Below are 22,881 nucleotides of genomic sequence, written 5' to 3' on the forward strand. Positions count from 1 at the left end.
CCGCCGCCGAGAATCACGTCGGCCGCGCCGTTGCCCAGACCCGGGCGGGATGGCCCGGTCGGGATCAGGCTCGCGAGACCGCGACCGAGTCCGCCGCGTCGGGTGGCCTCCCGGTCGGGGAGGGCCGCGGGCATCGCCGGCTTGCGGGCGGCGCCACGAGGCGCCTTTGCGCCACCCTGAGCGCTCGAAGCCTTCTTAGATGCCGAATCCTTCTTAGCCACGGTCTTTACCTTCAATCCAAAGTTGTGATGATGGGGGAGGCGGGGTCTGCCCGGAAATCGGGCATTGTTTCACGTGAAACATTCGAGGGTTTAGATGTTGTGCAGCTCCGGCGCGATGCCGATCGGGGCGGTCTCCTCGCTCGGGAGGTAGTCGCCACGCTTGGCGAACTCGACAGCGGCGTCAAAATAAGCCAGGGCGCCGCGCGAACCACCGTCGTACTGGAGAACGGTCTGGCCGTACCCCGGAGCCTCGGACACCTTGACGGACCGCGGGATGTGGTTATCCAGGACCACGGAGCCGAAGTGGTTCCGCACCTCGTCGGAGACCTGCTCGGAGAGCTTCGTGCGGCCGTCGTACATGGTCAGCAGGACGGCGCTGATGTGCAGGTTCTTGTTGAGGTTCTCGCGGATCATCGAGATGTTGTTGAGCAGCTGGCCCACGCCCTCGAGCGCGTAGTACTCGCACTGGATGGGGATGAGGACCTCATCCACCGCGGTCATCGCGTTGATGGTGAGCAGGCCAAGGGAGGGCGGGCAGTCGATAAACACGTAGTCGAAGCCCTGTTCGGCCAGGAAGTCATCGTTGATCGCATCGACCAGGCGGTATTCGCGGCGAACCATGGACACCAGCTCGATCTCAGAGCCGGCGAGGTCGATGGTGGCCGGGATCGTGTAGACGTTCTCGTTCACCGGGTTCTGCTGCATCACCTCGGCAGCGCTCATCTCGCCGATCAGCAGTTCGTAGCTGGAGGGGGTGCCCATCCGGTGCTCGGCGTCGAGAGCGGTGGAGGCGTTGCCCTGCGGGTCCAGGTCGATGACCAGAACCTTGAGGCCGTGCAGCCCCAGCGCCCAGGCGAGGTTCACCGTGGAGGTGGTCTTGCCCACCCCGCCCTTCTGGTTGGCGATCGTGATCTTCCGGGGCTTCTCCGGCTTCGGAAGTTTCAGGTTGTGGGCGTTCTGCATTTTGGCAGCCTGGCGCGCGGCCTGCGCGATCGGGGTGTCATCCCACTGCATTGGTGCCACTACCTTTCCTCCGTCCGTCGCGATCCTTGCGATCGCGGCAATGTTTCACGTGAAACAATTTCCTTTGAGGCGCTAGCTCTAGCGCGCCTTTTCCACAATGACGGCGAAGGTGGATTCCTCCAGCACGCCCTTGCCCAGCTCAACCACGGAGCGTTTCCCTCCGCCAACCTTATCAATCTGGGCCTTATCCCGCTCCAGCTCTTCAGCCACGGAACTGCCCTTCAAAGCGCGCATCTGGCCACCCACACGGGCCAGGGGAAGGGACCACTGGCACAGGCGACCAAGTGGAGCGACGGCCCGGGAAGTCACGACGTCCGCGCCAGCAAGCTTCCGGACGATCGCCTTTTCTTCCGCACGTCCACGGTGGACTTCGACGTTGTCCAGGCCAAGGTCCTCAACGACCTCTTCCAGGAACTTCGTGCGGCGCAGCAGCGGCTCCAGCAGCTGAACCTTCACGTTGGGACGTGCGATGGCCAGCGGAATGCCTGGGAGGCCCGCACCAGAACCGACGTCGATGACCCGCTCGCCGTCCTCGATGATCTCAGCGAGGACGGCAGAGTTCATGATGTGGCGATCCCAGATGCGCGGCAACTCGCGGGGGCCGATGAGGCCACGCTGGATGCCGGCGGTCTCAAGCCACTGGGCGTACCGCTCGGCCAGGGAAGCGCGGTCGCCAAAGACCTCAGCCAGGTTCTCCGGGCGCAGCCCATCGACCTGCAGCTCGCCCCCGTGGTTATCCGACGTCAGGGACGTGATCTGCTGCTCACCGGTAGAGCCGCCGGCAGCCGCGGCACCCTTATTGGAGTCCGCAGCGGCCGGGTTGGGGGACTGGTTTTTCGAAGCGTCAGAATCACGATGTTTCACGTGAAACATTCTAGTGGCTTTCGACGACAACCCAACTCCCTCCCAGAACGGGTGGGGAAGAGAACCACGGGAGGGTGGCGACGTCCTGAAAAGGGCAAAGAAAAAGCGCCACACGGCGAACCGTGCGGCGCTAGGGGCGGAAGGCCGGAGCTACTTCTTCCGCTTCTTATTGTTCTGCGGCTTCGCGCCCGGCTTCGGGGCGGAGGTGCGGCGAGCCTCGAGCTTCGCCTGGCGCTCCTCCTCCTCTTCCTTATCCATGATGCCGAACAGGATGCGCTGCTGGACGAAGGTCCACAGACCGTTGGTGAACATGTACAGAGCCAGACCAACCTGCCAGAGGAAACCACCGGCCAGGATCAGCAGCGGCATGAACCACAGCATGATGCGCTGCATCATGTCCATCTGCATCTGCATCTGCTGGGCCTTCAGGTCATCAGCCGCCGGCTTCGGGTTATTCGCCTGACGCTTCTTGTTGCGATTCAGGGACAGGCGAGCGGTGAAGTGCATGATCACCGCAGCGCCCAGCATCAGCGGCAGGACCACGGCGATGATGTTCGCCTTCGTGAAGTCCGGGGCGATGCCTGCCGGGGAGAAGGCGCCGTAACCGGAAGGGTCCATGGAGATGTAGGAGGACAGTGGCGCACCGAACAGGCGGGCGTCGAGGAAGGACTGCACCTCTTCCACGCCGAAGACGTAGTTCGGGGTGTTACGGGTCTCCTCGATGCTCATGCCGAGCTGCCCAGTGCCCGTGCCGGTGCGGTTGAAGGAACGCAGCACGTGGAACAGGCCAATGAAGATCGGCATCTGAACCAGCATCGGGAGGCAGGCCGCCATCGGGCGGACACCCATCTCCTGCTGCGCCTTGCGCACCTCAACCATCAGCTTCTGCTGATCATTGGCGTACTTGCGCTGGAGTTCCTTCATCTTCGGCTGGAACTCCTGCATCTTGCGCGAGGAGCGGAGCTGGTTAGCGGTGGGCTTGACCAGCAGGATACGGATGGTCACCACGAGGAAGACGATGGAAAGCGCCCACGTGATGCCCGCGGCCGGGTCGAGCACATAGCCAAACACTTTGTGCCAGAACCACAGGACCGCTGAAATCGGGTAATAAATAAAATTCAGCACGTCTGGAGGGATCCTCTACTTTTCGGACGTCTCAAAATCTTGCGGAGTCTCTTCAGGCTTGGGCTTAGCCCTGCGCTTGCGGGGCGGAACGGGGTCCCACCCGCCCGGATGCCAAGGGGCACAGCGCAACAGCCGACCTATTGACAGTAACAGCCCCTTGAGCAGACCATGCCTTTCCAACGCCGTGAGAGCGTAATTACTGCAGGTCGGCTCGAAGCGGCATGATGGTCCCATTTTAAGGGGCGAAAGGAAATCCTGATAGGCCAGCACTGCTCGGCGAGCCAGGGCGGCACGGCCAGTGACGCGGCGGCCGGTGGTGCGGGGGTCGGGACTAGGTCTACCGCAGGGCTCGGCTAAAGGCTGCGCACCGGGCTCGGCACAGTGCTGCGTACCGGGCTGAGCACTGCGCTCACTAGGCTTAGCGCCACACTCAGCGGCAGAGCCGGGAGAGGCAGCGTCGCACATCGGACTCCAACTCCTTACTGCTAGCCTTCGCGCTGACGGGAAGGGCGCGCACCACCACAAAGCTGGTCTCCTGCAGCTGCGGGGACGCCGCGGTGGCGTCGTCGTCGATGATGGTGGCCAGGACGGCGCGCAACTTGCGGGAGACAGCGTGGCGGACCACGGCGTTGCCGACCGCCTTGGAGACGATGAGGCCCGCGCGCGGTCCGCCGGTCAGCTCCAGCGGGGCGTCGGGGCCTGGCTCCGGGGTCCAGAGGTGGACGACGACGGTGCGGCTACCCTTGCGCGCACCTTTCTTCACCACGGTGCTAAACAGCGCGGAGGAGCGGAGACGGTGTTCCGGTGCCAGCATGGGCGGCTCCTTCGTGGTCGGGTGGGTGCACGCGGGACTGAAACCAGATTGCCCCGCATAAGGGTGAAATTACAGCAAAAACGGCGCCCACCGAGTGGCAGGCGCCGGAGCTTCCCACGTGGTGGGAGAGTGTGCGGCCAGGCTGGCCGCCCGCTCGATTAAGCGGTCAGGGACTTGCGGCCCTTACGACGACGTGCGGACACGATCGCGCGACCTGCGCGGGTGCGCATGCGGGTGCGGAAGCCGTGCACGCGTGCGCGACGGCGGTTATTAGGCTGGTAAGTACGCTTCGACACGGTACTTCACTCCTTAAAACTACGCGCGGAGGCGAAGCGCTGCGGCACCGTAATTGGGCGATGGCAGGGAGTGTTCCCTGCCACTGCGCCCGTGCGGTGCGCTGTACGCCACGCTGTCCACGCCGGTGGACTTGTGGTTGCCAGGGCTTCGGCGCCACGTGTGGAATGTGGGCGACGCAAAGCATCCGGCCAAAACGGCATCCGATACAAGGTCGGCTGTTGCCATAGACCGTTTAAGAATACTCAGCGGGGGAGCCGAAAACCAAATCTTCGCAGGATGACAGGCGTGTCATTTAAATCGCGGCCCGTGGAAAACTCCGCGCAATGCTGCGCTTTTGTGGATTGATCATCACACACGGTGGAATGTCAATCCACACAGCTTGTGGATAACTTCTCCACCCCCGAAGGTTAAAGCACTGGTTTAGGGTTCGTTTGCGCAGGTCAACAGTATTTTCCTTGAAAATTAGAAGTTATCCACAGGAGCGGGGTAAATTGGGGACAACTCAATCAACAAGTTATCCACAGGTGTGGACAGCTCTGTGGAAGCCCAGAACACACGCCAAATCCGGCTGTGGGCAAAAATGTGGGTTCAGTGTGAACTCACGTGTAAATTGAAATGTCCTTAACGGTTACCCCCGACCCCGGAAGAGAAGAAAAAGGCTCGCGCATGACACACGCCCCAGATCCCGCGGATCCCACAAAATTCGCCACCATCTGGCACGGCCTCGTCGACGCGTGGATCGAGGGCGACGGCACCCAGTTTCCGCCGCTCTCCGCCTCCTCCCGCAGCGTGCTGCGGCAGATCCAGCCCGTCCTCTTCATCAACGGGATCGCCGTGATGACCACGCCAAACGAGTGGTCCAAGGGGGTCGTGGAGGGCGCGCTCGCCGAGCCGATCGAAAAGGTCCTCGGGGACATCCTGCAATCCCCGGTCACCCTCAGCCTCTCCATCCGGGAGGCCGAGCCGGAGGACGCAACCCCGCCGGCCAGCGCCAACACCGCTGGTAACGCTGCCGAACAACAGGCGCCAGTCGCCAACTCCGCAGCACACACCCCGGCACCATCCACCCCAGCTGCTCACTCGACAACAGCGCCCGCGCCGGCAACCCCCACAGCAACAGAGGCCCGAGCAACACAATCCACGGCGCCATCCCAGCCCTCCGCACCCGCGGAATCCCCACAGCACGACCCGAAGCAGGACGAGCACACCCGCATCCTCGCCGCCGAGCGCCTGGCCCAGCAGCACCAGGGCGCCAACCAGCCAGAATCCCGCAACGAGGCCTTCGTGCCGGCCGAGGCGTCGTCGTCCCCAACCGCGGACACAGACGAGGGCGACCGGGACTCGGACACCCTGCTGAACAAGAAGTACACCTTCGAAAGCTTCGTCATCGGCGGCTCCAACCAGTTCGCGCACGCCGCCTGTCGCGCCGTCGCCGAAGCCCCAGCTCGCGCCTATAATCCGCTGTTCATCTGGGGCGAATCCGGCCTCGGCAAAACCCACCTGCTGCACGCCATCGGCCACTATGCCAAGGAGCTGCAGCCGGACATGCGCGTGCGCTACGTCTCGAGCGAAGAGCTGACCAACGACTTCATTAACTCCATCGCCAACGACCGCCGCGAGGAGTTCAAGCGCGAATACCGCAACCTGGACATGCTGATTGTGGACGATATCCAGTTCCTGCAGGGCAAGGAGTCCACGCAGGAGGAGTTCTTCCACACCTTCAACGCGCTGCACCAGGCGAATAAGCAGATCGTGCTCTCCTCCGACCGTCCGCCGCGCCAGCTGACCACGCTCGAGGACCGCCTGCGCACGCGTTTCGAAGGCGGGTTGATTACGGACGTCCAAACCCCCGACCTGGAAACCCGCATGGCGATTCTGTCCCGCAAGGCGGCCGCGGAGGGCACCACGCTGCCGGAGGATGTGCTCGAGCTGATCGCGAGCCGGTACGAGACCTCCATCCGCGAGCTGGAGGGCGCGCTGATCCGCGTGACGGCCTATTGCTCCCTGGGTAAGGAGCCGATCACGAAGCAGGCGGCGGAGATCGCGCTGCGGGACATCATGCCTGTTGACGATGTGCAGATGACCCCGCAGGTCATCATCGACGTGGTCTCCTCTTACTTCGACCTGACCGTCGATGAGCTGGTGGGGAAGGGGCGCACGAAGCGTTTCGTGCAGGCGCGCCAGATCGCGATGTATCTGTGCCGTGAGCTGACGGATCTTTCGCTGCCGAAGTTGGGGCAGGCCTTTGGCGGCCGCGACCACACGACGGTCATGCACGCGGAGCGGCGCATTCGGGAGCAGCTCACCGAGGATCGGGTCACCTTTAACGAGGTCCAGGAGCTGACGCAGCGCGCGAAGGCCGCGGCGCGGGGTTAGTCCTTCTTTCTCGAGCTTTCTTCGTGGACGTCCGCAGGGTTCGGGACGTTAACGCGCCCGTCGGGGTTACTGCGGGCGGTTCTTGGGGTGGGGCCTTCAATTTTGGGACGTCCGCGCGGGGCGGGGGAGCCGGATTCTTGGATTTTTGCGGCTGGCACACCGCGTTGTGCTTGGGGGGCGGAAACGCAAATTCTTGGGGGTAAGGCCGGGGGCTCGGGGGATTCTCGTCCACAGTTGTGCACAGTTATCCACAGCATTCGGTGGATAACTCACCCGGAATGTGGATAAAAATAGGTCCTTGACCATGATTTTCGGGAGTTATCCACATGTCCACAGGGTTTTCCACAAGCGTAATTACAAGTTTGTGTTTCCGGGTGGATCAAGTTGAGGTTCAAGGTTGAAGCTCGTGACCTGGGGTTTCTGTGGATAACTACCCAGATCTTGGGAAACCGCAGGTGGATGGGCTGTGGATAACTCGCGAATGACAAAAGTTATCCACAATTGGGCACAGTTATCCACAGAGTCGTCCACCCGAACCCCACACCCCGATTCGGCCCCCGGCGTGGGTAAATGACATGTTTTCCACAGTTTTCACACCCCCTACTAACACTGCTGAACTTCCCAATTGGCAAAGAGAGAAGAAATTGGTGGTGTGCATAGTCCCGGTCTGCCAGGCGTTGCCGTGCCAAGCCTCGAAGGGGAGCGAATAACAAGCAAAGGCAACTTTCTTCGGCCGTGTCCGGTGCGTCGGCTAGTCTTGAGACTCGAAGAAAAAGACAAAGTTTTGAAGCACGTTCAAGGCGATGAACGTTGACCGGAGGGACAGCTCAGCATGGAGCAAGAAAATGTGAGTTTCTCGGTTGCGAAGGATGATTTCGCATCTGCACTGGCATGGGTCGCCCGTGCGCTGCCCACGAAGCCAACCCAGCCGATCCTGCGTGGCGTGATGATCCTCGCGGATGACGATGGCCTGGAGCTGTCGGGCTTCGACCGGGAAGTCTCCACCCGCGTGCGCGTGAATGCCAATGTTGATGAGCCAGGCCGCATCCTCGTGGCCGGTAAGTTGGCATCCGACATCGTCGGCGCACTTCCGGGCAAGGAAATCACCATGGAGTACTCCGGCTCCACGGTCCTGGTCCGCAGCAGCAGCTCCCGCTTCGAACTTCCCGCGATGACCATCGAGGATTACCCAGTCCTGCCGGACATGCCGGCCGTGACCGGCACCATCGACCCGAATCTCTTCACCGAGGCCATCAGCCAGGTCGCCATCGCCGCGGGTAAGGATGACACCCTCCCGATGCTCACCGGTATCCGCATGGAGATCGAGGGCGAAAATGTGGTTCTTGCAGCAACCGACCGCTTCCGTCTGGCTGTTCGTAGCTTCCAGTGGAACCCGGCTGCGGCTGATGCCACCGCTGAGCTGCTGATCCCGGCCCGCACGCTGGCGGATACTGCCCGCACCCTGGATCACAGCCTCAACGACCCGATCGAGATCGCCATTGGTTCGGGGGAGGACATCGGTGCGGACGGCCTGCTCGGCATCGTCACAGATGCCCGCCGCACGACCACCCGACTGCTGGATGCGGACTTCCCGAAGTTCCGCCCGCTGCTGCCGGCCCGCCACAACGCGATGGCCTCCGTGGAGATCGCCCCGCTGCAGGATGCGATCCGTCGTGTCTCCCTGGTCGCGGAGCGTAATTCCCAGATCCGGATGCACTTCGAGGAGTCCACGCTGACGCTGTCCGCCGGCGGCTCCGATGTGGGTCAGGCTGAGGAAGTCCTGAACTGCGCCTACCACGGCGAGCCGCTGACCATCGCCTTCAACCCGGCGTACCTCAAGGACGGTCTGAGCGCGATCCACACCGAGCGCGTGGTCTTCGGATTCACCCAGCCCTCCCGCCCTGCGATCCTCATCCCTGCCCCGGCCGAGCTGCCGGAGGCCGAGGAGGACGGCACCTTCCCGGACCCGGAGACCAACTTCAAGTACCTGCTCATGCCGGTGCGCCTGCCGGGCTAAAGCCGGCGCGAACCCTCGGCATAGAGTGGAATCATGTTTGTCCGCAGCCTAGAACTCCACGACTTCCGGTCGTGGCGGGAACTCTCGCTGCAGCTGGACCCGGGTGTCACGGTGTTCTCCGGGCCCAACGGGCACGGCAAGACCAACATCGTCGAGGCCCTGGGCTACCTGGCCCACCTGGGCTCCCACCGGGTGAACACCGATTCCGCGCTGGTTCGGGAGGGCCAGCAGATCGCCCGGGTCTCTGCCACGGCGGTGAACCACAACCGCGAGCTCACCGCCCACATCGCGATCCGTGGCCACGGATCCAACCGTGCCCACATCAACCGAACTCAGCTGGCCACCACCAGCGAGCTGCTGGGCATCGTCCGCACCACGCTGTTCTCCCCGGAGGACCTCGCCCTGGTGCGCGGCGAACCGGAGCAGCGCCGCAAGTTCCTCGACGAGATCATGGTCGCCCGCTACCCGCGGCTCGCGGCGGTGAAGGCGGATTATGATAAGTCCCTCCGCCAGCGCAACGCTCTGCTGCGCAATAACGCCTACGCGCTGCGCATCGCCCCCGAGAACGACACGGAGCGCCTCTCAGCACTTGCCACCCTGGACGTGTGGGACGCCCAGCTGGCCGCGTTGGGCGGGCAGATCATGTCCGCCCGGGTGCAGATCGTTCACGACCTCGCACCACACGTCGCGCAGACCTACGCCAGGCTCGCCCCGGAGTCCCGGCCCGCGCACATGGCGTATACCTCGACCGTGGACGCGGACCTGGCCCAGGTGGGTGTGCTGCTGGGTGAGGCGGAGCTCGAACGCGACCCGGCTGCCGAGCTGGCGCTGCTCTCCCCGGAGGTCGCGGAGGCCACGTTGCTGCAGGCCTACGCCCGCAAGCGCACCCAGGAGGTGGACCGCGGCACCACGCTGATCGGCCCGCACCGCGACGACCTCGTGCTCATGCTGGGTGCCCAGCCCGCCAAGGGTTTCGCCTCCCACGGGGAATCCTGGTCTTTCGCCCTGGCGCTGCGGCTCGGCGCGTTCTTCATGCAGCGCGAGGATGGCGTGGAACCGGTGGTCATCTTGGATGACGTTTTCGCGGAGTTGGATTCCTCCCGACGTCAACAGCTCGTCGGGCTGCTCACCGAAGCCGAGCAGGTGCTCATCACCGCGGCCGTGGGTGAAGATATTCCGGCTGAGCTGCGGGATATCGCCACATTCCATGATGTTCGCGCGGTGCATGTCACCGAGGAGGGCCAGCAGCGGCGGATCTCCGTGATCGACGAGACCATCCCCCGCGATAGCGTCCCGGAGCAGGCTGCCGACGAGGGTGAGCAGGCGTGACGGAACACCAGCCACGCGAGCAGCAGCCGCGTGAGAATCCCAACCGCGAGGAGCAGTTCCTCGACCCCGTCGCCCAAGCACTGGAAGCCATCAAAAAAGCCGGCGGCAAGCCCGCGACCGGCAAGAACGCCGACCTGCCCCGCATGGCGCGCAGGAATGGCTGGAACCGGGGCCGCCGCGGCACGCTCGCGGAACCTGCCGCGGACTCCGGCAACACCGGCAACACAGCGCGCACCAGCTCTGGCGTCCAACGCATCAAAACCCGCATGGACGGCCGCGCCGACCGCAGCTACCGCGACCCCGGCAGCTTCGCCGCCCTGCTCAGCCGCGAAATCCGGCGCCAGGGCTGGGAAGAAAACGTCGGCGTCCGCCGCCTCATGCAGGACTGGGAACACCTCGTCGGTCCAAAGATCGCCGCACACACCCGGCCGGTGAAATTCGACGAGAAAAACAAGTTCCTCCACGTCCAGAGCGACTCCACACCCTGGGCAACCCAACTCCGCCTCATCCAGGCGACCATCCTGAAGAAAATCGCCCAGGAGCTGGGGCCGGACGTCGTCGTCGAACTAAAGATCCACAACCCGGACTACGGGCCGCGACAGACCGGCCGCCTCCGCGTCCAGGGGCGGGGCAAACGCGACGATTACGGCTGAGCGCCACGGTCCGCCACGCAGCTCGCCCGGGCAGCCAGAAACTGTATTTTCGCAGGAAAAGCCGGTAGACTGGTGGAGTTAATTAGTGGCACACGAAGGAGTTTTACCCACCGTGGGTGCACCAGAACCGCAGAACACGCCAGCTCCGCACGAGCACAAGCCGGGTGACTACGACGCATCGTCGATCACCATCCTCGAGGGCCTCGAGGCAGTCCGGAAGCGCCCGGGCATGTACATCGGCTCCACGGGAGAGCGTGGCCTCCACCACCTCATCTGGGAGGTCGTGGACAACTCCGTGGACGAGGCGATGGCGGGCTACGCCAAGAAGGTCTCCGTCACGCTGAAGGAGGACGGCTCCGTCGAGGTTTCCGACGACGGCCGTGGCATCCCGGTGGAGATGCACCCTTCCGGCGCCCCGACCGTGCAGGTCGTCATGACGCAGCTGCACGCCGGCGGTAAGTTCGACTCCGATTCTTACGCAGTCTCCGGTGGTCTGCACGGTGTTGGTATTTCCGTGGTCAACGCCCTGTCCACCCGCGTGGAAACCCGCATCGTTCGCGATGGCTTCGAGTGGTACCAGGAGTTCGTCAACGCGGTGCCGCAGGAGCTCGTGCAGGGCAAGAAGAAGCGCGGTTCCGGCACCACCCAGCGGTTCTGGCCGGACCCGGAGATTTTCGAGACCGTGGAGTTCAACTTCGACACGGTCGCCAAGCGCCTGCAGGAAATGGCATTCCTGAATAAGGGCCTGACCATCACCCTCACCGACGAGCGCCCGCAGGCCATCGAGGCCGAGGAGCCGGAGGAGGGGCTCGAGGACCTCACCGAGCAGGCTGAGGCCCCGAAGTCCGCTGAGGAGCGCCAGGCGGAGGAAGAGGCCAAAAAGAAGAAGGGCCCGCGCACCAAGACGTACCACTACCCGGAGGGTCTGAAGGACTACGTCGCGTTCATCAACCGCAAGAAGCAGCCGATCCACCCGACGATCGTCAGCTTCGACGCCAAGGGCGAGGACCACGAGGTCGAGGTCGCGCTGCAGTGGAACGACGGCTACCAGCAGTCCGTCCATACCTTCGCGAACACGATCAACACCTTCGAGGGCGGTACCCACGAGGAGGGCTTCCGCGCCGCGATGACCTCCCTGATCAACCGTTACGCGCGTGATCAGAAGCTGCTGAAGGAGAAGGAGTCCAACCTCACCGGCGACGACGTCCGTGAGGGTCTGGCTGCCGTCATTTCCGTCCGCGTCGGTGACCCGCAGTTCGAGGGCCAGACGAAGACGAAGCTGGGCAACACCGAGATCCGCGGTTTCGTGCAGCGCGCGATCAATGAACACCTTTCCGACTGGCTGGATGCCAACCCGGCTGAGGCTAAGGTCATCGTGCAGAAGGCTGTGGCCTCCGCGCACGCTCGCCAGGCGGCTCGCAAGGCCCGTGACCTGGTGCGCCGCAAGTCCGCCTCCGATATGGGCGGGCTGCCAGGCAAGCTGGCCGACTGCCGTTCCAAGGACCCGATCAAGTCCGAGCTCTACGTGGTGGAGGGTGACTCCGCAGGTGGTTCCGCGAAGTCCGGCCGCGACTCGATGTACCAGGCCATCCTGCCGCTGCGCGGTAAGATCCTGAACGTCGAGAAGGCCCGCATGGACCGCGTGCTGAAGAACGCCGAGGTGCAGGCGATCATCACCGCGCTGGGCACCGGCATTCACGATGAGTTCGACATCAACAAGCTGCGCTATCACAAGATCGTGCTGATGGCCGACGCCGATGTGGACGGCCAGCACATCGCAACGCTGCTGCTCACGCTGCTGTTCCGTCTGATGCGTCCGCTCGTCGAGGGTGGCTACGTGTATCTGGCCCAGCCGCCGCTGTACAAGCTGAAGTGGAGCAAGGGCGAGCCGGGCTACGCGTTCTCCGACCGGGAGCGCGATGAGCAGCTGGAGAAGGGCCTGGCAGAGGGCCGCAAGATCGATACGGATGATGGTATCCAGCGCTACAAGGGTCTCGGCGAGATGAACCCGAAGGAGCTGTGGGAGACCACGATGGATCCCACCACCCGGACGCTGCGCCAGGTGTCCCTGGAGGACGCGGAGGCTGCTGACGAGCTGTTCAGCATCCTGATGGGCGACGACGTTGTCGCCCGCCGAAGCTTCATCACCCGCAACGCGCGCGACGTCCGTTTCCTGGACGTTTAGCGTTCGGCTACCGGCCCGGGGGTGGTCGGTGCCGGGAGCGTCAGCGTGGGGGCGGTCGGCGTCGGAGTGGGGTTGGCACCAGTGAGGGGGTTGGCGCCGGCCGGTGACCCAAGATTAGGGGCCTAATCTTGGGTTCGGTGGGGGTGTATCCAAGATTATTGCGATAATCTTGAATCATGGTGTGGCCGAGCGTGAATTACGAAACCCTTGATTGGGTTTCTTCTGCCGAGGTGCGGGAGATGATGTCCCGCCGCGCCAAAGAGCGGATGCTCAAGCAGTATGAGAGCGCCATTGTCCCGCGCATTGCGGATGCGTCCCTTGACCTCGATACCGACATCTTCGCCCATTTGGAGCAGGTGGCGTTGCAGGTCGCGAGGTTCGATGCAGAGCAGTCCAACGCGATCCTGCCCTTTACAGCGCTGCTGCTGAGGAGTGAATCCTTCGCCTCGAGCCGGATTGAGAACCTCTCATCATCGGCGCGCAAGATCTTCGAGGCAGAGATCAAGGAGTATACGGGCACTAAGAATGCCCAGCTCATTCTGGCGAATACCCGCCAAATGGAAGAGGCGATCAAGGAGCCACGCGTCAGCGTCGATGGCCTCCTGGATATGCACCGTGTGCTGCTTGAGGAATCCGCCCCGGAGATCGCGGGGATGCTCCGCACCGAACCGGTGTGGATTGGTGGCAAGAATCTTTACCCAGAGGGTGCGCTGTTCGTGCCACCGCAGCACACGTACCTGCCAGCGCTCATGGCAGACCTCGAGGAGTTCTGCCAGCGAAGAGATCTTCCAGCTATTGCTCACGCGGCGCTTGCGCACGCTCAGCTGGAGACCATTCACCCTTTCGCTGATGGCAACGGGCGTACTGGACGCGCACTGATTCACATTCTGCTGCGCAATCGTGGGCTCACAAATAATGCGGCGCTACCTATTTCCGCTGGTCTGCTGCGTAATACCAAGGCATACTTCGATGCTCTCAACGCTTACCGCGAAGGCCAACCGGAGGCGATCATTACGCTCTTCGCGGATGCTGCGCTTCACGCGGTGGAGCGTGGGAATTGGCTGGCCAAAGAGCTCGAAGAGCTTGATGAGCAGTGGCGTGACCTGGACATTGGTCGAAAGGACCACTCGGCCTGGGATCTGCTGGCTCTTCTCCTGCACAGACCGGTGCTGACCGCGGGCATGGTGTGCGAGGAGCTGCAACTCAGCGATACTCGCGCCCGTTCAGCACTGAAGCGGCTTGAAGAAGTGGGCATTCTTCGCTCCTCGGCCAGTGCCGTGAAGGGGATCAGGGCGTGGCGTGCGGTGGAGGTATTGGAAATCCTCGACGAGTTCGCCGAGGGGATGGGGCGCCGTGAGCAGCCACCCACAGCATTATCTTGATATAGGCAAATGTGTTCGGGGGCACACATATCATGTGACGGGTGAGCAAAAATAACGAAGTTTCCGTCGAGGACGTGCACCGCCAGTGGGTGCACGTGCAGATGGCGGACGGCACCACCACGGCCGTGCGCATCTTCACCCCACCGCTAGCGGGCAGCGAAGCCCCAGCTAACCCGGCCTCTGCTGTGACTCAGGCCGGCGCCGAGGCTGGTGCCCAGGCCGGTAGCAAGCCCGGCAGCTCCGCCACGAGCGCTGAACCAGCCGAGCCACGCACCGCCGCGGAGAGCGGCCATGATGGCAAGAAACCCCTGGTCATCCTGTGGCCGGGCTTCGGCGTCGGCGCCCGGTATTACGAGCCGATCGCCAAGGAACTCGCGACCCGAGGCTGGATCGTTGCGATCGGCGAGCTGCACGGCCAGGGTGAGTCCACCGCCGCCGCCAGCCGCACCCAGGACTGGGGGTACCACGACCTGGCGAGCTCCGATTTCCCGCGCACCATCCGCGCGGTCAAGCGCCGCTTGGAGCTGGGGGAGAAGTACCCGACGATCATGCTGACCCACTCGATGGGTGGGCAGATGGCCGCGGTGTTCTTGGCCCGTCCGGAGGCCAAGGAGCTCAACGTTCTGGGCTACATGGGTGTTGGCACCGGCACCCCGTACTACCGGGGCTTCACTGGGCGCACCCGCATCGAGCTCAAGCTCGGCTCCCTGCTGATGAGCGCGATCGTCTTGGCCCGCGGCTACCAGCCGGAGGGCCTGTTGGATATCGCCAATTACGGCCGTCAGGCGCGCAACCACATCCTGGAGTGGACCAAACTTGCGCAGCGCAATAGCTTTAAAAACCTGCACGGCCAGGACATGGACTACGTCGCGGCGATGGCGGAGACGCAGACAAACGTCCTGCTCACGCGCTTTTCCAATGACGACGACTGCCCCCTCGACTCCGCGAAGAATCTTGCGCTGCTCTTCCCGCAGGGCTGCGTTGCGGTGGAGGAGTACCCAGCGGAGGTGGAGCAGCTCGGCCACAATCGCTGGGCGCGCCAGCCGCAGGTCGTGGCCGACCGCTTCGAGCGCTGGGCTGCCACGGTCGAGGCCACGGTCGAGGCCTAGCCCCGAGGGGTTCAAGGCCCTAGTCAGGCCCCGGCCCCTCTAAGCGAAGCGCCCGAGGCAGTGCCCAAGGCTTATCCAGCAAGCGCGGTCGGCGCTTAGTCGTCCTCCGGTGCGGACACCGCCGGGTTCGCGAGCGTGGCGTTGTGCCCCATTAGCACGGCCGGGCCCTCCAGGACCACGCCCGGGCGCATGTGCTTCTTCAGCTCCTCGGTTGCGGGCAGGCAGGCGGTGAGTGCGAAGCCGCGGGCATTCGGGGTGTCCTGAATGACGAAGAACTGCTTGCCAGTGAGCTCATTGGTCGCGCCCCGGATCCCGGCGACGGTGATCCGCACGTGGTTCCAGGGGTTAATCGCGTTGGTCTCGCCGTCGAAGAAGGCCTGCGCAGCTGGGGAGATCAACCGCGGCTTCGTGATGACACCGTCCTCGCGGACGTGCTCCGGGTGGGCCTGCCGCCAGGCGGCCTCGCTGGGGTAGAGGTGCATCTTGCCACCACCCAGCGCTGCGGTGAGGCAGAAGTTCACCAGCGGGATCATGCCGTCCTCGTCGGCGTTCGCGGCGATCTTGCCCTCCTTGACCACCTCTGGCCCGGAGATTGTCGAGTAGGAGAAGAAGTCATCAACGGCGCAGGTCACGCGCGCGGCGATCTCGCCTTCGGTGTTGAGCACATCCACGAGCGCGACCGTCGGGGTGATCAGACCCACCCGCGCGGCCGTGGTCTCGGGGTGCATGAGGGAGACCGCGACGGTGGAGTTCTTGTCCCCCATGAAGCGGATCATCCGCGCCCCGGAGGGGTCGATGTACGGGGAGATCATCTTGTAGCCGTGCGCGTTCGCAAGCCCCTGGTTCTGCTCCTCGAAGGACCGCTGAATCATCTGATCCAGTGGTTCCCCGTAGAAGCCGAGGGCTGCGAACTCCGCCTGTGGGGTTGGGAGGACGTTCTGAGCCATGCTGTTCGCCTGCACCTTGCCTTTCGTGTTCTGGCTGGGCTTTTCAAGCCGGCGGTATCTTCTCCCTCCATTCTGGCAGAGGCGGGGGCGGATTGTTTCACGTGAAACATTCGGGACGCCGGCGCGGCGACGTCCTAGAAAAACGGCGACCCTGACGGCCGCCGAGAGAGACGGGGGCGACGTCCGCCTCTGGTTGCGGTGGTCCGAAAACGGCTCTACCCGATGCGGTAGCGCTGGGGATCGACGAACTCCCGCTTCGCCTCCCCGGAAATTCCGCCCTCGGCGATGATCCGGCGCACAAACTCGGCGCTGAGCTTCGGTGTGCGGGTCTGCGTGGCGTAGTCGTTGTGGACGAGGCCGAAGCGCTGCGCCTCGCCGTCCGCCCACTCCCAGTTATCCACGAAGCACCAGTGGTAATAGCGCTCAAACGGCAGGTCAGAGGCGCTAATCGCGCTCAAGTGGTCGTAGATGAAGCGGCAGCGGAAGTTCTCCAAACTCGTCGGGCTCCCGTTATCGCAGGTGCCGTTCTCCGTGACCCAGATCGGCGCGGCGTAGCGCTCGTGCATCCAGCCGGCGCACTCGATCAGGCCCTGCGGGTAGATCTCCCAACCGAGGTCATTGACCGGCTTGCCGGGCAGCGTGCCGTCCTCGAAACCCGCGGACGCCGTGCGCGAGTAGTAATTCAGCCCCAGGTAGTCGTAGTACTTGCCCGGGGAAATATCCGAAGGCTGGCGGCCCAGCACGCCGCGGAACTTCCCGCCCAGCATCGCGTGGCTCAGCTCGTCCTGGAAGAGGAAGGCACTGGACAGGGAGGCCAGCCGGTGCAGCGGATTACTCTCCTGAGCAGGCACGAAGGCCCGCATGTGGTGCGCGAAGCCCACCCGCGCGCCTGGCTGAATCCCGTGGATCAGGCGGTATGCCCGGCAGTGCGCGATCGCCATGTTCCGTATCACCTTCAGCGCAAGCCGGTAGGACTTCTTCGCAGGCGGGGCCTCGTGGAAGAGGAAGCCGGAGGTGGCGTACACATTCGGCTCGTTGATGGTCACCCAGTCCGTGACCAGGTCGGATAGCCCCTTGACTACGTGGCCCACGAAGCGCAGCCAGTGCGCGATATTCTCCGGCTTCTCCCACTCGCCGACCCGCTGGAACCACAGCGGGTTATTGAAATGATGCAACGTCACCAGCGGCACCATCCCGCGCTCCTTGACGAGCGCGATTTCCTCCCGGTAGCGGTCCAAAGCGGCGGTGTTCCACTGCCCGGGTGCGGGTTCGATGCGGGACCATTCGATGCCCATCCGGTAGGTTTTCAGCCCCAGGGAGCCCATGAGTTCGGTGTCCTCCCGCCACCGGTTCCAGTGGTCGTTGGCGCGCAGCGGGCTGGTGCCGTCGGCGATGGTTCCGGGGTGTTGGGCCCACTCGTACCAGTTGTTGTTCCGGTCGCCGCCCTCGATCTGCAGGGAGGACGTCGCCGTCCCGATCATCAACTTGCCCAGCGGCAGGAAGGTGGTGGGGGAGGTTGGCATCGTGTTCTCCTTCGGGTTGTGGGGTGGTCTGTTACCCGCGGTCGGGCGGAAAGTCTTGCGCTTAGCGGGTGGCTTGGATTTTTAGGACGAGGACGCCTCCGGCCAGGCACATGGCTCCTGCCAGGAGATAGAGCCCCGTGTAGCCTCCGAGCAGGCTGAGAGCGATCGCAGCGATGGAGGGGGCGAGCGTGTTCGGCAGCAGGACGGCGAGGTTGATCAGGCCCATGTGGGTGGCGCGCTCCTGCTCGGTGGGGAGCACGGCGTTGACGAGCGCCTGGTCGATGGCCTGGTACACGCCCCAGCTCAGCCCCAGGATCACCGCGCCAACGACGACCATCGTGAAGGAGCTGGTGAAAGCCAGCACCGCGCAGGCACCGGCCACCCCAGTGGCGGAGAAGAGGATGAAGGGTTTGCGGACGCCGAGCTTGTCGGAGAACCAGCCGGACCACAGGGCGGTGGCGACCACGCAGCCGGCGAACACGGCCGTGAGGATCAGCACGCCGAGCTCGGGATCGTGGAAGCCGATGCGGTCGCGCAGGTAGTAGAGCAGGAAGAATAGCGCGATGGCTTGGGCCAGCATCAGCAGTAGGCGGGTGAGGAACATCCAGTAGAAGTCCGGTGCGTCCTTCGGGTTGGGGACGACGCGCCGGGCGGCCGCGAGGCCTGTCGGTGTCGTTCCCGTGGCACCGGCTTCGGGCTGCTTAGCTGCTGGTTCAGCACCGTGTGCGGGGCTGGCCGCCGGGCTTGTTTCCAGGCCCGATTCCGGGTCCCCGGAGCCTGCGAGCCAGGGGAGTGGTTCCCGATCGCGGGTGAAGAAGGGCACCGCCGTCGCTAGCAGTACGACGATGACCGCCGCATAGGCCCAGGGGCGGGGGAGCGCGACGGAGAGTGCGGTGCCCAGCACGATGCCCAGCGTGTACGTCATACCCATCACGCCGGAGACGGTGCCGAACTGCCGCTCGGTGACCTGATCGGGGACGATGGACTGCGTCGGCGTCACCGCGAGGGCGATGGCGAACTGGAAAACCATCCACGCCGCCAGCAACAGGCCGTAACCCAGGCTGCGGGAATCCCCCGGAAGTGTTGCGGTCCATCCCGCGACACCGAGTGCTACCGAGGAGATCGTGATGCCCGCGATGATCCACGGGGTGCGGCGGCCTAGCGAGGAGCGCGTCCGGTCGGAGAAGATTCCGGCGAGCGGGGAGGCGAGCAGGCTGACCAGCCCACCGGCCGTCATCAACAGTGCGAGCTGGCGTTCCTTGTCCTCCGGGAACCACACCAGGATCTGGGCGGAGAGCAGAAGATTCGTCGGAGCTGCCCAGGCGATGTTCTGGCCGAGGTACATCAGGCCAAAGCGCGAGATCCATCCCCGGGAGACTTCTAGCTTGGGGCTTTGCACAACAGTCACGGGGAAAATCATAGTTTTCACGGCAAACGTTGTGTGCGCTTTTAAGAATCCCCGCCACCGGTCCGTGGGCTCAAAAACTGTGGGCTGACGTGGTAGAATGGTTGGGTCTATTCCAAGTAGAAAGGTTCACCAACTCCAGTGAGCGACGATACTAACGGTGGAGATAACCTGTTCGACCGCATCGAACCGATCGACTTGCAGAAGGAGATGCAGAACAGCTACATCGATTACGCCATGAGCGTGATCGTGGGCCGTGCCCTCCCGGAGGTTCGGGATGGCATGAAGCCGGTACACCGGCGCATTCTCTACGCCATGTTCGACAACGGCCACCGGCCGGAACGCGGATACGTCAAGTCCGCGAAGCCAGTGGCAGAGACCATGGGTAACTACCACCCCCACGGTGACTACGCGATCTACTACACCCTCGTGCGCATGGCCCAGCCGTGGTCCATGCGCTACCCGCTCGTCGACGGGCAGGGTAACTTCGGTTCCCGCGGTAACGACGGTGCTGCAGCAATGCGTTACACCGAGTGCCGCCTCACCCCGCTGGCGATGGAGATGGTCCGCGACATCCGCGAGGAAACCGTCATCTTCCAGCCGAACTACGACGGCAAGACCTCCGAGCCGACCGTCCTGCCCTCCCGCGTCCCGAACCTGCTGATGAACGGTTCCGGCGGCATCGCCGTCGGCATGGCGACCAACATCCCGCCGCACAACCTCAACGAGCTCGCGGACGCCATCTACTGGCTCCTGGAGAACCCGGAGGCCGAGGAAGCAGAGGCCCTCGAGGCCTGCATGCGCTTCGTGAAGGGCCCGGACTTCCCGACCGCCGGCCTCATCGTCGGCGAGAAGGGCATCGACGACGCCTACCGCACCGGCCGCGGCTCCATCCGCATGCGCGGCAAGGCCGAGATCGAGGAAGAGGGCTCCCGCCAGGTCATCGTCATCACCGAGCTGCCGTACCAGGTCAACCCCGATAACCTGGTCAGCTCCATCGCCGAACAGGTCCGCGACGGCAAGCTCAAGGGCATCTCCAAGATCGACGACGAGTCCTCCGACCGCGTCGGCCTGCGCATCGTCGTCACCCTGAAGCGCGACGCTGTGCCGCGCGTGGTGCTGAACAACCTCTACAAGCACTCGCAGCTGCAGACCAGCTTCGGTGCGAACATGCTGTCCATCGTCGACGGCGTGCCACGCACCCTCCGCCTGGACCAGATGCTCTCGCTGTACGTCAAGCACCAGATCGACGTCATCGTCCGACGCACCCAGTTCCGCCTCCGCAAGGCCGAGGAAGACGCTCACATCCTGCGCGGCCTGGTCAAGGCACTGGACGCATTGGACGAGGTCATCGCCCTGATCCGCAACTCCGCGACCGTGGATATCGCGCGCGAGGGCCTGATGGACCTGCTGACCGTCGACGAGATCCAGGCCAACGCCATCCTCGCGATGCAGCTGCGCCGCCTGGCAGCCCTCGAGCGCCAGAAGATCATCGACCAGCTGGCCGAGCTCGAGCGCATCATCGCCGACCTCGAGGACATCCTCGCCAAGCCGGAGCGCCAGCGGGCCATCGTCCGCGACGAGCTCGCCGAAATCGTCGACAAGTACGGCGACGAACGCCGCACCCAGATCGTCTCCGCCACCGGCGACGTCTCTGAAGAGGACCTCATCGCCCGCGAGAACGTCGTCGTGACCATCACCTCGACCGGCTACGCGAAGCGCACGAAGGTGGACAGCTACCGCAACCAGCGACGCGGCGGCAAGGGCGTGCGCGGTGCAGAGCTGCGGCAGGACGACGTCGTCCGCCACTTCTTCGTCTGCTCCACGCACGACACCGTCCTGTTCTTCACGAACATGGGCCGGATGTACCGCCTGAAGACCTACGAGCTGCCGGAAGCGACCCGCACCGCACGCGGCCAGCACGTCGCCAACCTGCTGGAATTCCAGCCGGGCGAGCAGATCGCACAGGTCATTCAGATCCAGTCCTTCGAGGACGCCCCGTACCTGGTGCTCGCCACCGCACAGGGCCGCGTGAAGAAGTCCCGCCTCACGGACTACGCCACCACCCGTTCCTCCGGCCTAATCGCCATCAACCTCAACGAGGGCGACAAGCTGATCGGCGCGCAGCTGTGCTCCGCCGAGGATGACCTGCTGCTCGTCTCCGAGGAAGGCCAGGCCATGCGCTTCACCGCCGACGACGAGACGCTGCGCCCGATGGGCCGCGCCACCGCCGGTGTGTACGGCATGCGCTTCCGCGGTGAGGACCAGCTGCTGGCCATGACGGTCGTGCAGGAGGACTCCGCGCTGTTCGTCGCCACCTCCGGTGGTTACGGTAAGCGCACCCCGATGGAGGAGTACCCGGCGAAGGGCCGTGGCGGCCTGGGTGTTGTGGCCTTCAAGTACCAGAAGTCCCGCGGCAAGCTGATCGGCGCGCTGACGGTCACCGAGGATGACGAAATCCTCGCGATGACCAGCGCCGGTGGGGTGATCCGCACCGAGGTCAACCAGATCCGCGAGACCGGCCGCTCCACCATGGGCGTGCGCCTGGTCGACCTGGATAAGGGAGTCGAGCTCGTCGCCGTCGACCGTAACGTCGAAGAAGAGGCGGAAGAAGAGGTCGCCCAGGTCGAGTCGAAGCCGAAGGACGCTAAGAAGTGACCCCCGAGGGCACTGAGAAAGTGACCTCGGAGGCTAGCGACCAGGCGGCTGACGCGGTCGAGAAGGATTCGGCACAGGCCAAGGATGCGGCCGGGGTCGAGAAGACGGCGGCCGAGACTACGGTGACCGGAAAGGCGGCGTCGGAGAAGGCGACGTCCTGGAAGGCGCGGGCTCCGCGCGGACGGGAACTGACGCTGACGTCCATCGACGTGCGCTCCGCCGGCCGGCTCGGCCTGGCGGCGGGCTGCGTCACCTTCGTGGTGTGGGTGCTGGCCTGGATGCTCCTGTGGTTCGTGCTGGCGGTGGCCGGCGTGTGGGGCCGCATGAACACCCTGCTCTCCGACATCGCTGGCTTCGGCGGGATCTCCGGCTGGGGCGTGCTGGGCGCGGTGGCGCTCGTCGGCGTTCTGGAGTTTTTCGTCGTCTGGGGCATCGTGCCGCTGACTGCGCTGGTGTACAACGCGGCGGCGGACGTCCTCGGTGGGCTGAAGGTTCGCGTCGCGGGCGCGGAGGACGCAGCGACGGCGGAGATGCCGGAGAACGTGGCCGCGGCGGAGACGTCGACAGCGCCGGAAGAGGCCTAGCTCAAGGCCCTGCGTTCCAGTGGAAGAAAACTTCATAAAACAGGGGCTGACCTGGCGATTTGGTTTATATCGCATCGCATGGATACACTAGTCCCTGTTCGAAGGGCCTATAGCTCAGGCGGTTAGAGCGCATCGCTGATAACGATGAGGTCGGTGGTTCGAGTCCACCTAGGCCCACCATTCGAACACACTTCGAATGAAGTTCGGGGCATTAGCTCAATTGGTAGAGCATCTGCTTTGCAAGCAGAAGGTCAGGAGTTCGATTCTCCTATGCTCCACAGCACGAACCCCAGGTCGCAAGGCCTGGGGTTCCTTTGGGGTTAAGTGACAAAAGGGGGGTTAAGGGTCAAAATGTGTGTCTGGCTCGGC

Annotated in this window: 18 protein-coding genes, 2 tRNA genes and 1 pseudogene; 11 read left to right on the forward strand and 10 right to left on the reverse strand. The window is 64.1% G+C overall.

Features of this window, described 5'->3' with window-relative positions; all coding sequences use genetic code 11:
* The 7 genes and pseudogenes from HMPREF3088_RS10330 to rpmH form a co-directional block, all read right to left on the reverse strand.
* Window positions 1-221: pseudogene (locus HMPREF3088_RS10330) on the reverse strand (chromosome partitioning protein ParB); the annotation flags it as partial.
* A 90-nt stretch (window positions 222-311) separates the two neighbouring features.
* Window positions 312-1,244, reverse strand: a complete 933-nt coding sequence (locus HMPREF3088_RS01585; RefSeq protein WP_371260077.1) for a ParA family protein — start codon at window positions 1,242-1,244, stop codon at window positions 312-314.
* A gap of 78 nt (window positions 1,245-1,322) precedes the next feature.
* Window positions 1,323-1,991: a 16S rRNA (guanine(527)-N(7))-methyltransferase RsmG gene (rsmG, locus tag HMPREF3088_RS01590; protein WP_371441282.1), complete on the reverse strand. Its 669-nt coding sequence runs from the start codon at window positions 1,989-1,991 to the stop codon at window positions 1,323-1,325.
* Between the two features lie 267 nt (window positions 1,992-2,258).
* Window positions 2,259-3,233 (reverse strand): membrane protein insertase YidC, encoded by a 975-nt coding sequence (gene yidC / locus HMPREF3088_RS01595; RefSeq protein ID WP_070757934.1) that lies wholly within the window; start codon window positions 3,231-3,233, stop codon window positions 2,259-2,261.
* Between the two features lie 15 nt (window positions 3,234-3,248).
* Entirely contained in the window at window positions 3,249-3,518 is a 270-nt protein-coding gene (yidD, locus tag HMPREF3088_RS10050; protein WP_083317298.1) for a membrane protein insertion efficiency factor YidD, read from the reverse strand.
* 145 nt (window positions 3,519-3,663) lie between these two features.
* The gene (gene rnpA / locus HMPREF3088_RS01600) at window positions 3,664-4,047 is read right to left on the reverse strand and encodes a ribonuclease P protein component (RefSeq protein WP_070757936.1); all 384 of its coding nucleotides are present in this window, start codon (window positions 4,045-4,047) and stop codon (window positions 3,664-3,666) included.
* A 158-nt stretch (window positions 4,048-4,205) separates the two neighbouring features.
* Window positions 4,206-4,343 (reverse strand): 50S ribosomal protein L34, encoded by a 138-nt coding sequence (rpmH, locus tag HMPREF3088_RS01605; protein WP_012361251.1) that lies wholly within the window; start codon window positions 4,341-4,343, stop codon window positions 4,206-4,208.
* 616 nt (window positions 4,344-4,959) lie between these two features.
* Here rpmH and dnaA point away from each other — a divergent pair.
* From dnaA to HMPREF3088_RS01640, 7 genes are all read left to right on the forward strand, one after another.
* On the forward strand, window positions 4,960-6,720 hold the full coding sequence (gene dnaA, locus HMPREF3088_RS01610) for a chromosomal replication initiator protein DnaA (RefSeq protein WP_070757938.1): 1,761 nt from the start codon (window positions 4,960-4,962) through the stop codon (window positions 6,718-6,720).
* A gap of 832 nt (window positions 6,721-7,552) precedes the next feature.
* A complete protein-coding gene (gene dnaN / locus HMPREF3088_RS01615) occupies window positions 7,553-8,737 on the forward strand; it encodes a DNA polymerase III subunit beta (RefSeq protein ID WP_070757940.1) in 1,185 nt (394 codons plus the stop codon).
* Between the two features lie 33 nt (window positions 8,738-8,770).
* A complete protein-coding gene (gene recF / locus HMPREF3088_RS01620) occupies window positions 8,771-10,066 on the forward strand; it encodes a DNA replication/repair protein RecF (RefSeq protein ID WP_070757941.1) in 1,296 nt (431 codons plus the stop codon).
* Window positions 10,063-10,719, forward strand: a complete 657-nt coding sequence (locus HMPREF3088_RS01625) for a DciA family protein (protein WP_246817986.1) — start codon at window positions 10,063-10,065, stop codon at window positions 10,717-10,719. The genes recF and HMPREF3088_RS01625 overlap by 4 nt, the downstream gene beginning before the upstream one ends.
* Before the next feature lie 112 nt (window positions 10,720-10,831).
* Entirely contained in the window at window positions 10,832-12,904 is a 2,073-nt protein-coding gene (gene gyrB / locus HMPREF3088_RS01630; protein WP_070757943.1) for a DNA topoisomerase (ATP-hydrolyzing) subunit B, read from the forward strand.
* 191 nt (window positions 12,905-13,095) lie between these two features.
* Window positions 13,096-14,286, forward strand: a complete 1,191-nt coding sequence (locus HMPREF3088_RS01635) for a Fic family protein (RefSeq protein WP_246817987.1) — start codon at window positions 13,096-13,098, stop codon at window positions 14,284-14,286.
* Between the two features lie 41 nt (window positions 14,287-14,327).
* Entirely contained in the window at window positions 14,328-15,395 is a 1,068-nt protein-coding gene (locus HMPREF3088_RS01640; RefSeq protein ID WP_070757947.1) for an alpha/beta fold hydrolase, read from the forward strand.
* Between the two features lie 95 nt (window positions 15,396-15,490).
* Here the strand turns inward: HMPREF3088_RS01640 and HMPREF3088_RS01645 are convergent, their stop codons facing one another.
* From HMPREF3088_RS01645 to HMPREF3088_RS01655, 3 genes are all read right to left on the reverse strand, one after another.
* Complete coding sequence (locus tag HMPREF3088_RS01645) at window positions 15,491-16,342, reverse strand: hypothetical protein (RefSeq protein ID WP_246817988.1); 852 nt, start codon at window positions 16,340-16,342, stop codon at window positions 15,491-15,493.
* Between the two features lie 215 nt (window positions 16,343-16,557).
* Entirely contained in the window at window positions 16,558-17,865 is a 1,308-nt protein-coding gene (locus tag HMPREF3088_RS01650) for a glycoside hydrolase family 1 protein (protein WP_070757951.1), read from the reverse strand.
* 61 nt (window positions 17,866-17,926) lie between these two features.
* Window positions 17,927-19,273 (reverse strand): MFS transporter, encoded by a 1,347-nt coding sequence (locus HMPREF3088_RS01655; RefSeq protein WP_246817989.1) that lies wholly within the window; start codon window positions 19,271-19,273, stop codon window positions 17,927-17,929.
* Between the two features lie 138 nt (window positions 19,274-19,411).
* Here HMPREF3088_RS01655 and gyrA point away from each other — a divergent pair, with 138 nt between their 5' ends.
* From gyrA to HMPREF3088_RS01675, 4 genes are all read left to right on the forward strand, one after another.
* Entirely contained in the window at window positions 19,412-21,928 is a 2,517-nt protein-coding gene (gyrA, locus tag HMPREF3088_RS01660; RefSeq protein ID WP_070757954.1) for a DNA gyrase subunit A, read from the forward strand.
* Window positions 21,925-22,512: a DUF3566 domain-containing protein gene (locus HMPREF3088_RS01665; RefSeq protein WP_070757956.1), complete on the forward strand. Its 588-nt coding sequence runs from the start codon at window positions 21,925-21,927 to the stop codon at window positions 22,510-22,512. Before gyrA ends, HMPREF3088_RS01665 begins: the two co-directional genes overlap by 4 nt.
* Window positions 22,513-22,615: 103 nt before the next feature.
* Window positions 22,616-22,692: transfer RNA gene (locus HMPREF3088_RS01670), tRNA-Ile, on the forward strand.
* A gap of 25 nt (window positions 22,693-22,717) precedes the next feature.
* Window positions 22,718-22,790: transfer RNA gene (locus HMPREF3088_RS01675), tRNA-Ala, on the forward strand.
* The last annotated feature ends 91 nt before the right edge of the window (window positions 22,791-22,881 follow it).

Origin of the sequence: Corynebacterium sp. HMSC22B11, from assembly GCF_001815965.1 — a bacterium.
In the GTDB taxonomy this organism is placed as follows: Bacteria; Actinomycetota; Actinomycetes; order Mycobacteriales; family Mycobacteriaceae; genus Corynebacterium.

Coding starts and splice junctions, on each gene's coding strand:
- rnpA (WP_070757936.1), bottom strand. CDS start 4,047: ATGCTGGCACCGGAACACCGTCTCCGCTCCTCCGCGCTGTTTAGCACC.
- dnaA (WP_070757938.1), top strand. CDS start 4,960: ATGTCCTTAACGGTTACCCCCGACCCCGGAAGAGAAGAAAAAGGCTCG.
- dnaN (WP_070757940.1), top strand. CDS start 7,553: ATGGAGCAAGAAAATGTGAGTTTCTCGGTTGCGAAGGATGATTTCGCA.
- recF (WP_070757941.1), top strand. CDS start 8,771: ATGTTTGTCCGCAGCCTAGAACTCCACGACTTCCGGTCGTGGCGGGAA.
- HMPREF3088_RS01645 (WP_246817988.1), bottom strand. CDS start 16,342: ATGGCTCAGAACGTCCTCCCAACCCCACAGGCGGAGTTCGCAGCCCTC.
- HMPREF3088_RS01650 (WP_070757951.1), bottom strand. CDS start 17,865: ATGCCAACCTCCCCCACCACCTTCCTGCCGCTGGGCAAGTTGATGATC.